This window comes from Mesorhizobium sp. WSM4837 (assembly GCF_055811435.1).
Genome location: NZ_JBVVQE010000006.1, coordinates 1 through 14,636 on the forward strand (window position 1 = coordinate 1; position 14,636 = coordinate 14,636).

The following is a 14,636-nucleotide window of genomic DNA, read 5'->3' on the forward strand; positions in this document are numbered from 1 at the left end:
TAGTGCTTGCGCAGCGTCTTTGGATCGACACCGACCATGCCGGCAATCTCGGCCTCCGGAACACCATAGCCTGCCAGCGCCTCTACCTGGCGGCGATGAAAAGCATCGGGCTGATGGCTGGGGCGGGCCATCTCAGCTCTCTCCGTTTCCGATGTGCTGCCTCGCCTTCGAGATAGGCATGTCTTGCCCCGAAGGGTCCGTGTACACAGGGGATTTGGCGAAGCCGCGGGTGCGGCTGGGGTCGGGGTCCATCCCGAACCTGAACAGCCACAAACCGCACGTGCTGACGGGACACTCCCGAACCTCGGCGGGTTGATAGACGCAGCAGTCCAGACATTTGTGGCGTATGGCCTGCAGGATTGCTGTCTTGGTGGTCATGGCCTGGTCCTGATCCGCTCGAGCTTTACCTCGGCAAAGCTCTGGCCGTCGCCCTCCAGGATTGCCATGCTGCCTGTAAACGCCTGCCAGCGCAGCACCGCGACGTCGACATAGGCTGCGTTCAGTTCGATGGCATGACAGCAGCGGCCAGTCATCTCGGCAGCGATGATGGTGGTGCCAGGGCCGCAGAAGGGCTCGTAAACAGCCTGGCCTGGCGAGGAATTGTTCTCGATGGGTCGCCGCATGCATTCGACGGGCTTTTGCGTGCCGTGGCCCGTGTCGGACTTTCGATGCGGAATGGCCCAGACGGTGGTCTGCTTGCGATCACCCGCCCAGTGGCCCTTCCTGCCCTTCCTGACCGCATACCAGGCCGGCTCATGCTGCCAGTGGTAGTCGCCGCGGCCGATGACCAGCCGGGTCTTGTCCCAGATGATCTGGGCGCGGACGGCAAAGCCGCTGGCCCCAAGGCTTGAAGCGACCGTGGCGGCATGAAGGGCGCCATGCCAGACATACATCACATCTCCCGGAAACAGCGCCCATGCTTCCCGCCAGTCGGCGCGGTCGTCATTGAGCACCTTGCCTCTGGCGAGACCTTCTCCATCGCCGAACCGCTCTCGCCATGAGGGATCGTAGCTGACGCCATATGGAGGATCGCAAACGCACAGGTGCGGCTTGACGCCGGTAAGCACCCGCTCGACATCCTCAGCATTGGTGCTGTCGCCGCAGATAAGCCGGTGCTTGCCCAAAAGCCAGACATCGCCGGGCAGGGTGACCAATTGGTCACCAGTTGGTTTGCTTTGTGTGTTCTCCGCATAGCGGCATTGCACCAAACGACCCCCAGCTTTCGAGCCGGAAAACCCTGTGATTTCAATGGGGGAAAGCTAGGGAGTAAAAAGGCGCACTCCCCAGCTTTGGAGAATATCGGCCGACAGAGAGCAAATGAGTCGCTTTCACCACTACAGCGACTCCACAGCTTTTGGCCGAAGGGCCTGCTGTTCTGCGGGGTTTCGGGGCCGCGAAGTCCATGCAGAGAACATTGTGGAAGAATTAAGTGGTAGCGGGAGAGGGACTTGAACCCCCGACCCCAGGATTATGATTCCCGTGCTCTAACCAACTGAGCTACCCCGCCAGGGCGGCGAAAGGCCCGAAATCCGCCTCAAATCAGAGGGCATGTCGAAGCGTTCGCCAAGGTCGGGCGGATATAAGGTTGGGACGCCAAGCCTGTCAAGCATCGATGCAGCCGGTGTCGATGCAGCCGGTCTGGCGCCACACACTATCGCATCCTGTCGCGTCGCCAAGCTTCACGGTCTTGAGACGTACTTTGTGTGTCCAGGCGCACGCACGTCGCTCTGATGGCCGAAAAGCTTTGCCGGGCAGATAATCGGGCACAGAAATGCCGGGTTGAGTTCGGCGGGGCGCGCCGCTATGTCTCGGCCACGAAATTCTAGAGTTGGAATGATGAAACCGCGCATTGCAGTCCTCGGTTGCGGATACTGGGGCAGCAACCACATCCGCACCCTCAAGGCGCTCGGCGCGCTGCACGCGGTCTCGGACGTCAACCCTGCCCGCGCCGAAGGTTTCGCCAGTGAGCAGGATTGCCTGGCGATCGAGCCGGAGGGGCTGTTTGTGCGCAGCGACATCGACGCCATCGTGATGGCGCTGCCGCCGCAGTTCCACGCCGATATGGCGGTGCGCGCCGTCCAGGGCGGCAAGGACGTGCTGGTGGAGAAGCCGATCGCGCTGACGGTGGCCGATGCCGAGCGTTCGGTGAAGGCGGCGGTCGACAATGGCCGCGTCTTCATGGTCGGTCATGTGCTGCGCTTTCATCCCGCCTTCGAGACGTTGAAGGCGCTGATCGACAATGGCGAACTCGGCGAGGTCCGCTATATCCATTCGCACCGGCTCGGGCTCGGCAAATTCCACACCGAGAACGATGCGCTATGGGATCTGGCGCCGCACGATCTGTCGATGATCCTGGCCATCACCGGCACGGAGCCGATCGAGGTGCGTGGCGAAGGGGCTGCGCTCCTCGACAATCTCAGCGATTTCGCGCATCTGCACATGCGCTTTCCCAACGGTCTGCGCAGCCACCTGTTCGCGTCGCGGCTCAATCCCTACCGCGAACGGCGGCTGACCGTGGTCGGCACCAAGGCGATGGCGGTGTTCGACGATGTCGAGCCGTGGGAGCGCAAGCTCGCCGTCTACCGCCACGCGGTCTGGCAAGACAGCGGCCAATGGGCCTTCACCACCAACGAGCCGTCCTATGTTGCAGTGGGCGAGGGCATGCCGCTGACGCGAGAGCTCGAGCATTTCATCCAGTGCATCGAGACGCGGGCAGAACCGCGTACCAGCGGCGAGGAAGCCATCAGGGTGCTGCGTATCCTGACCGCTGGCACCGTTGCCCACACCGGATCGTCTTCCTGAGAGAAAGTGCGGCTGTATCAGAGCCTGATCGATCCCGATAGATCGGGATTATCGTCTATTCGGCGGGAATCTGCGCCGGCCGGGCCGCCAGCCGCGTCAGCATCGCCTCGGCCTCGGCGCCGCGTTCGGAACGCTCGATGAAGCCGCCGCCGAAAACGCGGGCCTCGTTGCCGTCGTCGGAATAGAGCACGCAGGCCTGGCCGGGCGCGATACCGGACTCGCCGTCGACCAGTTCCACCGAAGTGATCCCGGCGTTGTGATGCAGCACGGCCGGGCGTGGCGGGCGTGTCGAGCGGACCTTGGCGAAAAGCTCCAGCCCGGCGGCCGGGATATCTGACAGCGCAGCGTCGCCCAGCCAGTTCATGTCGCGCAAATAGATCTTGTGCGTTTCAAGCGCCTCGCGCGGGCCAACGACGACGCGGGCCCGGTCGGCGTCGAGATGGACGACGTAGAGCGGCTCGCCCGAGGCAATGCCGATGCCGCGGCGCTGACCGATCGTGTAGCGCAAAATGCCTTCATGGCGGCCGAGCACGCGGCCGTCGATATGGACGATGTCGCCCGGATTGGCAGCAGTCGGCTTCAGCTTGGCGATGATATCGGAGTACTTGCCCTGCGGCACGAAGCAGATGTCCTGGCTGTCCTGCTTGGCAGCGACCGTCAGCCCCATTTCCTCGGCGATGGCGCGAACCTGCGGCTTCGACAGGCCGCCAAGCGGAAAGCGCAGGTAGTCGATCTGCGCCTGTGTGGTGGCGAACAGGAAATAGCTCTGGTCGCGGTCCGCGTCGACCGGCCGGTATAGCGCGCGATGGGCGCCGTTGGCGCCGGAGCGGATGTAATGGCCGGTGGCCAGCGCCTCGGCGCCGAGTTCCTTGGCGGTCGCCAGGAGGTCGGCGAATTTCACCGTCTGGTTGCAGGAAACGCAAGGGATCGGCGTTTCGCCGGCCACATAGCTCTCGGCGAAGGGGTCGATTACCGCCTTGCGGAAGCGCTCCTCGTAATTGAGCACATAATGCGGAATGCCGAGCGTCTCGGAGACGCGGCGAGCATCGTCGATGTCCTGGCCGGCACAGCAGGAGCCGGCCCGGTGCGTTGCCGCGCCATGGTCGTAGAGCTGCAGCGTGACGCCGACGACATCATAGCCTTCATGCTTCAAAAGACCGGCGACGACGGACGAATCGACGCCGCCCGACATGGCGACAACGATGCGGGTCTCTTCGGGGCGTCCGGGAAGGTCGAGGCTGTTCATGGTTCTTTCGTTCTGCACGGCGCCTGGATGACGGCGCCTGAATGCCAATGGCCGGAATATAGGTCAAGCTTTCCGGGTGCGCCAGCTTCGCGAACCGGCCGATTTTTTTGAACGGATTCGGGCGCTTGCTGGGCAGATGCCTCAAATGCCGACGAAAAGACTAACGCGGCGTTCATGATCCTTACCTAGCTATTAGGGATCGCTTAGGCAAATTTTAAAGCTGTGGCGGTAATGTGGTGGGGATTGGGTCTTTGAGTTTTTAGTAGAGAGTACGATGACCGATCTTGTTAGACCGCGCGTCAAATATGTTATCGGGCCTGACGGCAGCCCCCTTACGATTGCCGATCTGCCGCCGACGAACACACGTCGCTGGGTTATCCGGCGCAAGGCCGAAGTGGTAGCGGCGGTGCGCGGCGGGCTTTTGAGCCTCGAGGAGGCATGCCAGCGCTACAAGCTGACCACGGAGGAATTCCTGTCCTGGCAGGCGTCGATCGATGAATATGGCCTTGCCGGCCTGCGCACGACGCGCATCCAGCAATATCGGCATTAGGGCTGGTTCAAGGATTTCAAAAGGCGCGGCAATCCGCGCCCTTTTTGCATTGCCGCAACGGTTCTCTCTGCTTCAGACGGTCAGCACCACCTGCCGATCGGGCTGACAAAAGGCATGAGCGGCGCCTGCTTCTTGGAAGCAAGCATTTTTCGCGTCGACCTTGCCGCGTTCCACAAGCCTGCGCGGTCGGCCCCGAGCCGAACTCTGCCAGAACCGGTGGGCTGCTCAGTCAGATGGGTTCTGGCCGGAATCGCCTGCGCCCGACATCAGGATGCCCAGATGCGGGCGATCGCGGAACGTGAAAGAGATTTTTGCAGCGTAGGCCTGAAACTGGCAGTTGCTCGACCAATGAGCGGCGACGTTCCAGATGGGCAACGCCCTGATCGCTGGGTGCTGACCGGCCTTAAAGCCTTGTTTTCAGCCGATCATGGCGCTGCGGCCGCCGGTCTCGGCGTCGCGGATCTTGGTGTCGCGCGATTCGAGCATTTCTGCTTTGGAAAGCTCCGCTTCGGCTTCGCCGAGCAGTGATTCGGCAACGCTACGCTGCTGGGCGAGGTCGCTTTGCGAATTTCTGAGATTGTCGCGGCGCAAGCGTGCTGCCTTGGCGAAGGTCGGATAGGCAAAATGGTTGATGTCGGTGATGCCGGCTTTCTTTTCTTCGGCAGTGATCTGGAGTTCGAGTTCGACAGCCATGCGTTCGAATTCGGCGATCATCATGTCGAGTTGCAGCAACTGCCGCCGCTTCTCGTTCACCTGAAACTGCTTCAGCCGAACGAGGTTTTCACGTGACTTCATGATTCGGTACTCCTGGAAATGCACACCTGCACATATCGTCTAATCCGCCTGGCAAACTCAGGCTTCGACCCGCTTCCACCGACTTTACCAGAACTATGGGAAACAAATTCCTAAAGTTTTTTGCCGGCGGTAACCATTCGTTTACGGGCATTGTTAATCATACGGCTCAGGACTTAAGGCCGGGTAAAAATTCCGGCCCCGATGCGGAAGCACGGCTAGCGAGTCCCTGGAGTCACTTAGTCTGGCTTATTAATGTTTTGCATTAGCGGTTTTGTTCTGAGATTCGCTATTAGATTCAACGAGGTGTAGAAAGGGGTTAAAAAATCTGTTACCGTCAACGGCACGGAATTAGGTTTTGTTAACCATTCGATGGCAGCCTCTGCTCAGGCAATCACTGCTCCGGTCCTGGACGGGTCGTGAAATGGTCCGGCAGCAGAAAAGGGGAATGAAATGCGTGTTCTGCTGATAGAAGATGACAGTGCGACCGCACAGAGCATCGAGCTGATGCTGAAATCGGAAAGTTTCAATGTATATACGACCGATCTTGGCGAAGAAGGGGTCGATCTAGGTAAGCTCTACGACTACGACATCATCCTTCTCGATCTCAATCTCCCCGATATGTCGGGATACGAGGTCTTGAGAACACTTCGCCTCTCCAAAGTGAAGACGCCGATCCTTATCCTCTCCGGCATGGCCGGCATCGAGGACAAGGTACGTGGCCTCGGCTTCGGCGCAGACGACTATATGACCAAGCCGTTCCACAAGGACGAACTGGTCGCCCGCATCCACGCCATCGTGCGGCGTTCCAAGGGCCATGCCCAGTCGGTCATCACCACCGGGGACCTGGTGGTCAACCTTGATGCCAAGACCGTTGAGGTCGGTGGCCAGCGCGTGCATCTGACCGGCAAGGAATACCAGATGCTGGAGCTGCTCTCGCTGCGCAAGGGCACCACGCTCACGAAGGAAATGTTCCTCAACCACCTTTACGGCGGCATGGACGAACCGGAACTGAAGATCATCGACGTCTTCATCTGCAAGCTGCGCAAGAAGCTCGACGCTGCTTCCGGCGGCCAGAACTACATCGAGACGGTTTGGGGTCGCGGCTATGTGCTGCGCGAGCCGGAAGACATCCGCGTCAGCGCCTGAGCTGACGACGCCGATCCGATCGATTTTTCCGACAAAAATCCGGCTTCGGCCGGATTTTTGCGTTTTTATGTCGCAGATATTGGAGAGCCGATTTCCGCGGCCATGCGCCAGCGGTGGCGAATCAGCCGGCAAATCTCAAGGTGCGGAAGCGCTCGAGAAGTTGCGGCCGAGTGAACGGCTTCAGCAGATAGCCTTGGGCGCCGGCGCGCTTTGCCCGCATGATCGAAGCGACGTCGACCTCAACCAGCAAAATCAGGATCTGAGGTTGTATCGGACTTTCCATGGCGCGTACGCGGCGAATGACGTCCTCGGCCTGCATGTCCGGCAAGGCGCCGTCGACAATGATGATATCCGGCATGTCGGCAGTGCACATCTCAACCGCATCAAGCCCGCTGGCAGCTTCGATGACCAGCATGTCGGAACCACCCAGGATGCGCTTTGCAACCCTCCTGATGACGCTCGAATCGTCGATGAACATGCAGCGTTTCATTTCCGGGCCCTCTTTGCCATGCGGCAATCCGGCAGCGTCGCGGTCTGGAAGGCACCGTAGGATCAATCCGGTAAAGAAGCTGAAAAGCCGATAGGTAAAATTTTTGCAAGAACAGCTTTTACGGAAACTTCTTGACCGATGGTTCGGCCGAACTAGCCTGGATGGCTCATTTCATTCCACCGTGATGGGGTAGTCTAAAAACTCTTATCTGTTCTTTTCAATCATTTCTTAGTAACTTCAAGCAGCCGAGAGAACGATTTCTTCTGCGGTCGCGTGGATCGATATTGTCATGTTCGCCTCGCGCGCCAGAAGCAGTGTGTAGTAGGGCTGCACCGAATGCGCGTCGATCGGTTCTTCAGGCTTGTTGCCGGAATGGAGCTCCAGGAATTTGGGCGGCACGCGCAGCATCGGACCGCTCGCGGCGAGCGCAAAGCGTGGTTCCGTGTCGAGGTTTTCAAGCGTGACCGTAAGCTTGCCGCCACGCGGAATGGCAGCGTGGGCGACGAGAATAAGGTTGAGCAGCAGCTTTACCTTGTTCTTGGGCAGCAGCGCACGGGGTCCATTCCAGATCAGTTCCGGCTTCTCGTTCTTCAAGAAGGCGATCGCAACGGCCTCGGCATCGCCGGTGTCGATCATCATGCCGGCAGAACCGGCTGCGCCGAAGGCGATGCGGGCGAATTGCAGGCGGGCCGAAGCGTTTCTGGCGCTCTGGCGAATCAATTTCATGGCGTCTTCGTCGGCGCCGCCTTCGTCGAGCAGCTCAAGCCCGTTGTTTATGGCGCCGACCGGCGAAATGATGTCGTGGCAGACCCGGCTGCACAAAAGCGCGGCGAGATCGGGTGCGGAAAGGGTGAAAAGCTCGGCCATCGACGAAAGTCCCTGCAAAAATTCACTGGAAATGGCCGGGCGATCAACGATCACGCCTGTCCACACGAATCACGCTCGCTCTCCCAAGGCCTACTGAATACACAGCGCCTGAGCGCGCAGCAACAAATCCGGAATTGTCGCTATCGAAAATGGTGTGTTCACGCAGGGTGCGGATACTGCGGGCCGACGCGAAATCAGCGCGAAACCAGCCTACGAACCGCCATCTTCATGTGAAAGCTTAATGGTTGAAAAAGGATTACGGCATAGTTTGTCCTTAACAGTCATCCTTAACGGCCACCAAAGAGCCGCACGGATGCGAGGCGTCGGCGAAAGTGCTCCCTGACGGAGATTGGAAGCATGTTTTCCCGATACTACGACCGGAGTTTTTTCCGTGTCTTCACAGACCGGAGTTTTCTCCGTGTCTTCTCAATGGCAATCGCTCTCATGGGCCTTGTCGTCTTTTCAACCTCGCCTTCGCGGGCCCAGGAATACACCGCTCAGGAGATCGTCGATTCCGGTCATAAATTCTTCGGTGCGACGTCGGGCGGGCTCGCCACCGTCGTGGAGAAGATTTTCTCCTCCTATGGCCTGCCCAATGGCTATTTGCTTGGGGAGGAGGGCTCGGGCGCCCTGATCGGTGGCCTGACCTATGGTGAAGGCACACTCTACACGAAGAATGCCGGCGATCACAAAGTGTTCTGGCAGGGCCCGTCGCTCGGCTGGGATTTTGGCGGCGAGGGCTCGCGGGTGATGATGCTGGTCTATAATCTCGACGATGTGAACAGCCTCTACAATCGTTTCGGCGGCCTTGCCGGCTCCGCCTACCTTGTGGCTGGCGTCGGCTTCAACGTGATGAAGAACAACAATGTGCTGCTGGTCCCGATCCGTACCGGCGTCGGCGCCCGGCTTGGCGTCAATCTCGGCTACCTCAAGCTTACCCAGCGCGCCACTTGGAATCCATTCTGAGCAAGCGGTTGCCTCGTCACCGCGATTGTTTCCAGGATCGACGGTCTGAACAATGCTGCGGCAGACCCTTGCCGCGGCACTGGAATTCCGTCATGCGAACGTGGCACAGTCCCTTACGGTTGTTTGCCGTTCATAACGGATAGTCACCTTGGTTCAGTCGGTCCTGTTCTTTGTCCTCGGCTTTCTCTGCGCCGGCTTTCTGGCGCTGATGATTGCCCCGGCCATCTGGCGGCGGGCCGTGATGCTGACGCGTAAACGCATCGAGGGCTCGATGCCGCTGACGCTGGCCGAGATCCAGGCGGAGAAGGATCGCATCCGCGCCGAGTTCGCTATGGCGACACGTCGGCTTGAGATGAGCGTCAAGGCGTTGCGCGAGAAATCGGCCGAACAGCTTGTCGAGATCGGCCGTGGCCGCGAAGCACTGAAGGAACTGGCGCTCGAGCGGAAGGACAAGGAACAGACCCTTTCCGCGCTCGAGGCCAAGGGCGAAGACCTTCGGCAGCGCAAAGACGAGTTGCAGCTTTTGTCGGATCGGCTTGCTCAAACCGAGCATGCCCTGGAAAAGCGTGTGCTCGAGCTGAAAAAACTGGAGCACATGTATGACGACGCCAGCTTTTCTTCCAGCAGCCGTCAGATCGAACTTGTGGCGCGCGAATCCGAATTGCAAAAGCTGGCCGATGATATTTCAGTGCTGCGCGGCCAGCGCAAGGAGGCGGACAGGCGCCAACAGGAGATCGCGGCCGAGAGCAAGGCCGCGCGAGACGCGTTGAAAGCCGAGAAGAAAAGGACCGGTGAACTGGACAAGAAGATCGAGCGCCTGCTCGCCACGCTTGCCGATCGCGAGGACAAGCTTGCACGCCGCGAAAAGGAAATCGCGCGGCTTCGCGAAAAGCTGAAAAGCGAAAGCGTGGAAAATGCGTCGGCAGCGGTGCGTCTCGTCGGAGCGCAAGGCGGTCAGGCCGATGTGGCCGTCAAGGGCGATATGGAAAAAGCTATCGCCAAGCTCGACAGCGACCGGGAGCAGTTGGAGGCGAGATTGACGGCACTGGCCAGCGAGAACAAGAGGCTGAAAACGGATCTTGCCGCCGACGCGGCATCCAGATCCGAAGGCGCCAGCGCTGCGTTGCGCGAGCAGATGAGCGACCTGGCGGCGCAGGTCGTAGCCCTGACGGCGAAGCTCGACGGGCCGGAATCGCCGATCGCAAAGGTTCTTGCGGCACCCAACCCACCGGGAAGCGGTGAACGCAGCCTTGCCGATCGCGTGCGGGCGCTGCAGCAGGCCGAATCGGCGCATTGAGCCCAGGCAGTGATGCTGACTTCTGCGGCTCAGGTCCTGCTTGCCGAGAAATGATGCAAGGCGATGGCTGACGCGGCGGCGACATTCAGGCTGTCGAAGCCTTCTGTCATATTGATCCGCACCGTCCGCAGGCGGGCGAGCAGCATCTCGGGCAGGCCTTCGCCTTCAGTGCCGAGATAGAGTGCCAGCCGTTCGGTCCTTTTCGCATCGCGGATGTCGGTTTGTCCGCGCGGCGACAATGCGAATTGGCCGAAGCCCAGCCGATCGAGCGCCGCGGTAAAGCCGACGGTCTCAGCGAAGGAGGCAAAAGGAACTTTCAGCGCGGCGCCGACCGAAACGCGGATCGCCTTGCGGTACAGGGGATCGCAGCAGGCCGCGTCCAGAAACACGGCATCGGCGCCGAAGGCGGCGGCGTTGCGAAAGATCGAGCCCATATTGTCATGGTTGGCGATGCCGACCAGCGCGACGATCAACGCGCGGGCGGGCAGGGCATCCAGCAAGGCCTCTGCAGGCTGCGCCTCGCCCTTGCGGCCGATCGCCAATATGCCGCGATGCATGTGAAAGCCGGCAATCCTGTCCATAACCTCGCTGGCCGCCACGTAGACCGGAAGGTCCGCGGGCGCCTTGCGCAGGGTTGCGTCGAGGCCTGCCAGCCGGTTTTCGAGCACCAGCACCGATTCGGCGGCAAAGCGTTTGGCCGCGAGCAACATTTCGAGCACCACCTTGCCTTCGGCAACGAAACGACCCTGCCGGCCGGCAAGATCGCGCTCGCGAATGTCGAGATAGGCGGCGACGCGCGGGTCTTGCGGGTCGTCGATACGAATGCTGCGCATGCTTGCCTCAACTGACCCGCATCGGCCCGATCGTGGTGGGTTTTGCGACAGCACGACGCGTGGATCCAAAGTGTCAGAGCGTACCTTCTGCGTCCAAGTGGACGCAAGTCGCTCAAAAGCGCGTCGCGTTCGACCGACCTCAACCGACCTCTCGCGACGCGCTTTAGGTTGTTGTTTTATGCATGTCGCTATCGCAAAACCGCTGCACGGGCATGCTTTTGCGCGACATGCATTAGGAGTCGTCAGCGAGGCAAGGGGCGCTCGGACCAGTTCTTATCTTATGCATGTGCCGGCTTTGGGCGACATGCATTGGCCGGTCAAGTCCCGGAGCGACGCGAGCGGTATGCCATCTGCGATAGCTCACCCTCGCCGAAAACCCCGTCCAGCGTGTTGAGAAGTTCGCGCACGGCATCGGATTTGCAGGAATAGTAGATCATCTGCCGGTCGCGCCGGGTCTCGACGAGATCGAGCGCCCGCAGTTTGGCCAGATGCTGTGACAGGGCGGATTGGCTGAGCAGAACCTTTTCGGCGATAGCGCCGACCGACATTTCACCTTCGGCCAGGTGGATCATGATCAACAGTCGTTTCTCGTTGCCCATCAGCGTCAGAAACGAGGCCGCTGATTCGGCATTGGCGATTAGCTTTTTCGAGACCATCGATCCCCCATACCTTCCTGCTCCTCCGGCGCTATGGGGGCAATAGCGTCTGATTCCATAGGCTCACTTGCGAATTTGCGCTGGCGATTCAACGCTACCGGGAAAGCGTAGAACATCTAGCTCAAACCTCAAGACTTGCTTTCGACCCGGCGCGATTAACTGTCGGACTGTGTTTAATCCGCCACTCGGCCGGTTTTTGCCATGTCGACCAGAACATGCCTGAGCTCGCGCGCCGTCCTCAATGGCTCGGGAAAGAACACCCGGCAGATATCGTCGCCCAATGCCAGGTCCATGCCGTCGGCGTCAAAGCCGGTGACGACCCAGCCGTCGCCCGCCGCCTTGGCGAAGTGGCGCGCGTAGACGGCAATTGCGTCGCTATGGTCGGCATTCATATGGTCGAGGGCGGATTGTTCGCCAGCGGCAAGCTCTTCGACGATCGGCGCGGTCGTGACCAGATCGGCGCGTTCGAGCAGGTAGGCCTTGCCAAAGCCGCCGTTGAGACTGGCGCGCTCCAGCTCCAGGCGGAAGATCGAGAAGTCGCCAAGGCCGGCATAGAGCTTCGCCTTGGGGTTGCGGTTGAGATAGCGCCGTTCGGCGCCGGCGTGCTCGTCGGATCCACGCTCAAGCCGTGCCGCCCGACTGACGAGCGTCAACCGTGGGTGCGCCAGCGGGTCGCCCCTGCCGGGCTCGCCGACAAGCAGCGAACAGCGCGGGTCGGCAAGGATCGCGCCGGTATGGGCGGACAACATCGATACAAGGATCAGCGGCGTGCCGTCGATATCGGTGGCGACACCAACCCTGCTGGCCAGCGGCGAACCGGTGCCGGGCTCGATCACCGCCAGCGCGCCGAAACGGGCACTGCGGATCAGCGTCTTCGCCAGCCTGATCGCTTCGGCGTCGGTCTCGCGGATCACGTCCTTCTTCCGATCGTTCAAATCCACACCGTCCTAAGCTGATCTTTGCTCTCCAGTTATCAACCTATCACACGGGATTTGACAAGGGCCCCAGATTTGAAAAGGGCCTCAGTCTCGCTTTCCGAAAGACCGAAGCGTGCCAGCACCGTCGCCGCCTGACAATCGTGATCGGCCGGCATGGCGGCAAGCGTCGGCCGGGAGCGCGAAAAGCGCGGCGCTGGGGCGGGGCGCTCAAGCGCACCCGACTTCAAGAAGGCGTTGCGAGCGCGATTGTGCGGATGATCCCTGGCTTCCCGCAGCGACAAGACCGGTGCGACGCAAGCATCGGTCGCAGCAAAGAGACGGTCCCAGTCGTCCCGTGACTTTTGCCCGACCCGATCGACAATGGCGGCCCGCATCTGCGGCCACAAATACCTGTCGTATTGGCCGCGTACAAAAATCTGGTCGAGCGGCAGCAGTCTTGCGAATTCGGCGAAGAACCGGGGCTCAAGGCAGCCGACGGCGACGTGCCGTGCGTCCGCGGTCTCATAGGTGTCGTAAAAGGGCGCGCCGGAATCGAGCAGGTTCGTGCCACGCGTGTCACTCCACAGGCCCGCCGCCATCAGGGCGTGCACAGGTGTCGCCAGCATTGAAGCGCCCTCGGTCATCGCGGCGTCGATCACCTGACCCTTGCCGGAGCGCGAGCGCTCAAACAGAGCGGCCAGTGCGCCGGCGACCAGCATCATGGCGCCGCCGCCGTAGTCGGCGACAAGATTGAGCGGTGGGACCGGCCGGCCGCCTTGCTGGCCGATGGCATGCAGCACACCCGAGTAGGCGAGGTAGGTGATGTCGTGGCCGGCACGTCCCGATAGCGGACCGTCCTGACCGAAACCCGTCACGCGGCCGTAGATCAGGGCCGGATTGCGCGCCAGAACCGCATCCGGCCCGAGACCAAGCCGCTCCATGACATCGGGACGAAACCCTTCGACCAGCATGTCGGCCTTTTCGGCAAGGCGCAGCACCAGTTCGGCGCCTTCCCAGCGCTTCAGGTCAATCCGCAGGATGGAGCGGCCGTGACAGTCGATGTCGTATTCGTCCGGTAGCGCCAGAAACGGCTGGCTCGATCCAGCCCGCTCGATGCGCAGCACCTCGGCGCCCATCTCCGACAGCATCAGGCCGGCCAGCGGCACCGGTCCAAGCCCGGCCATCTCGATCACCGTCAGGCCGGCGAGCGGGCCAGTCTTCGCCTGAAGGGCGACTTCGGCACTCATGGTCGGCTACTTCGGCGCCATGCGGATGGCGCCATCGAGGCGGATGGTCTCGCCGTTGAGCATCTGGTTTTCGATGATATGCAGCACAAGGGCTGCATATTCGGAAGGCTCGCCGAGACGGGACGGGAAGGGCACCGCGGCGCCGAGCGTATCCTGCACCTCTTGCGGCATGCCGGCCATCATCGGCGTCTTGAAGATGCCGGGCGCGATGGTGCAGACGCGAATGCCCGACCGGGCAAGATCGCGCGCCACCGGCAGCGTCATGCCGACGACGCCGCCTTTGGAGGCTGAATAGGCCGCCTGGCCGATCTGACCGTCATAGGCGGCGACCGATGCCGTGTTGACGATGACGCCGCGCTCGCCGCCCTCCAGCGGCTCAAGCTTCGCGGCCCGGTCGGCGACGAGGCGGATCATGTTGAAGGTGCCGATCAAATTGACCTCGATCACCTTGCGGTATTGGTCGAGCGGGTGCGGACCGTCCTTGCCGATCGTCTTCATGCCGATGGCGATGCCGGCGCAATTGACCAGGATACGGGGTTCACCGAACTTTTTTACCACTTCTGCCACTGAAGCAGCACCGCCGTCGGCGCTGCTTACGTCGCATTGGATGGCGATGCCGCCGATATCGGCCGCGATCTTCGCCGCACGCTCGATGCCGAGGTCGAGGATGGCAACGCCGGCGCCCTTTGCGGCCAGTGCACGTGCCGTCGCTTCTCCGAGGCCGGAGCCGCCACCGGTGACGATCGCAATCTGGCCGTTCGGGTTCATGTCGGCGTCCTCCATCTAAAGCGCGTCGAACTGAACGGACTCAATCGAAGCGCTTT

Annotated in this window: 15 protein-coding genes and 1 tRNA gene; 5 read left to right on the top strand and 11 right to left on the bottom strand. The window is 61.1% G+C overall.

Annotated features, from left to right (window positions below):
- Positions 1-374: 374 nt before the first annotated feature.
- Both AC0L3D_RS04875 and AC0L3D_RS04880 read right to left on the bottom strand, forming a co-directional pair.
- Positions 375-1,154 carry a DNA-methyltransferase gene (locus tag AC0L3D_RS04875; RefSeq protein WP_473629735.1) on the bottom strand — a complete coding sequence of 260 codons (780 nt, stop codon included), beginning with the start codon at positions 1,152-1,154 and terminating at the stop codon, positions 375-377.
- Between the two features lie 276 nt (positions 1,155-1,430).
- A tRNA-Met gene (locus AC0L3D_RS04880) sits at positions 1,431-1,507 on the bottom strand.
- 329 nt (positions 1,508-1,836) lie between these two features.
- On the opposite strand from AC0L3D_RS04880, the gene AC0L3D_RS04885 reads away from it, so the two are divergent.
- On the top strand, positions 1,837-2,802 hold the full coding sequence (locus AC0L3D_RS04885) for a Gfo/Idh/MocA family protein (protein ID WP_473629743.1): 966 nt from the start codon (positions 1,837-1,839) through the stop codon (positions 2,800-2,802).
- A gap of 55 nt (positions 2,803-2,857) precedes the next feature.
- Here the strand turns inward: AC0L3D_RS04885 and mnmA are convergent, their stop codons facing one another.
- The gene (gene mnmA / locus AC0L3D_RS04890) at positions 2,858-4,048 is read right to left on the bottom strand and encodes a tRNA 2-thiouridine(34) synthase MnmA (protein ID WP_473629734.1); all 1,191 of its coding nucleotides are present in this window, start codon (positions 4,046-4,048) and stop codon (positions 2,858-2,860) included.
- A gap of 274 nt (positions 4,049-4,322) precedes the next feature.
- Here mnmA and sciP point away from each other — a divergent pair, with 274 nt between their 5' ends.
- Positions 4,323-4,598: a CtrA inhibitor SciP gene (sciP, locus tag AC0L3D_RS04895; protein WP_006203587.1), complete on the top strand. Its 276-nt coding sequence runs from the start codon at positions 4,323-4,325 to the stop codon at positions 4,596-4,598.
- A 417-nt stretch (positions 4,599-5,015) separates the two neighbouring features.
- Here sciP and AC0L3D_RS04900 read toward each other — a convergent pair whose 3' ends face one another.
- Complete coding sequence (locus tag AC0L3D_RS04900; protein ID WP_029349790.1) at positions 5,016-5,393, bottom strand: flagellar export protein FliJ; 378 nt, start codon at positions 5,391-5,393, stop codon at positions 5,016-5,018.
- Between the two features lie 450 nt (positions 5,394-5,843).
- Between AC0L3D_RS04900 and ctrA the strand changes: the two genes are divergently transcribed.
- A complete protein-coding gene (gene ctrA / locus AC0L3D_RS04905) occupies positions 5,844-6,539 on the top strand; it encodes a response regulator transcription factor CtrA (RefSeq protein ID WP_006203583.1) in 696 nt (231 codons plus the stop codon).
- Between the two features lie 121 nt (positions 6,540-6,660).
- Here ctrA and AC0L3D_RS04910 read toward each other — a convergent pair whose 3' ends face one another.
- Both AC0L3D_RS04910 and chpT read right to left on the bottom strand, forming a co-directional pair.
- The gene (locus tag AC0L3D_RS04910) at positions 6,661-7,029 is read right to left on the bottom strand and encodes a response regulator (protein WP_128248043.1); all 369 of its coding nucleotides are present in this window, start codon (positions 7,027-7,029) and stop codon (positions 6,661-6,663) included.
- 237 nt (positions 7,030-7,266) lie between these two features.
- The gene (chpT, locus tag AC0L3D_RS04915; protein ID WP_473629732.1) at positions 7,267-7,896 is read right to left on the bottom strand and encodes a histidine phosphotransferase ChpT; all 630 of its coding nucleotides are present in this window, start codon (positions 7,894-7,896) and stop codon (positions 7,267-7,269) included.
- Between the two features lie 357 nt (positions 7,897-8,253).
- On the opposite strand from chpT, the gene AC0L3D_RS04920 reads away from it, so the two are divergent.
- Entirely contained in the window at positions 8,254-8,862 is a 609-nt protein-coding gene (locus AC0L3D_RS04920; protein WP_023797936.1) for a DUF1134 domain-containing protein, read from the top strand.
- Positions 8,863-9,010: 148 nt separating this feature from the next.
- Positions 9,011-10,159 (top strand): coiled-coil domain-containing protein, encoded by a 1,149-nt coding sequence (locus AC0L3D_RS04925; protein ID WP_473629731.1) that lies wholly within the window; start codon positions 9,011-9,013, stop codon positions 10,157-10,159.
- A gap of 29 nt (positions 10,160-10,188) precedes the next feature.
- Here AC0L3D_RS04925 and AC0L3D_RS04930 read toward each other — a convergent pair whose 3' ends face one another.
- The 5 genes from AC0L3D_RS04930 to AC0L3D_RS04950 form a co-directional block, all read right to left on the bottom strand.
- Positions 10,189-10,992 (bottom strand): TrmH family RNA methyltransferase, encoded by an 804-nt coding sequence (locus AC0L3D_RS04930; protein ID WP_473629730.1) that lies wholly within the window; start codon positions 10,990-10,992, stop codon positions 10,189-10,191.
- Between the two features lie 317 nt (positions 10,993-11,309).
- Positions 11,310-11,648: an ArsR/SmtB family transcription factor gene (locus AC0L3D_RS04935; RefSeq protein WP_128169352.1), complete on the bottom strand. Its 339-nt coding sequence runs from the start codon at positions 11,646-11,648 to the stop codon at positions 11,310-11,312.
- 173 nt (positions 11,649-11,821) lie between these two features.
- Positions 11,822-12,583, bottom strand: a complete 762-nt coding sequence (locus tag AC0L3D_RS04940; protein ID WP_031254499.1) for a HugZ family pyridoxamine 5'-phosphate oxidase — start codon at positions 12,581-12,583, stop codon at positions 11,822-11,824.
- Between the two features lie 38 nt (positions 12,584-12,621).
- Positions 12,622-13,812 carry a CaiB/BaiF CoA transferase family protein gene (locus tag AC0L3D_RS04945; RefSeq protein WP_128169354.1) on the bottom strand — a complete coding sequence of 397 codons (1,191 nt, stop codon included), beginning with the start codon at positions 13,810-13,812 and terminating at the stop codon, positions 12,622-12,624.
- A 6-nt stretch (positions 13,813-13,818) separates the two neighbouring features.
- Positions 13,819-14,580 (bottom strand): 3-hydroxyacyl-CoA dehydrogenase, encoded by a 762-nt coding sequence (locus tag AC0L3D_RS04950; RefSeq protein ID WP_023797931.1) that lies wholly within the window; start codon positions 14,578-14,580, stop codon positions 13,819-13,821.
- Positions 14,581-14,636 lie beyond the last annotated feature (56 nt).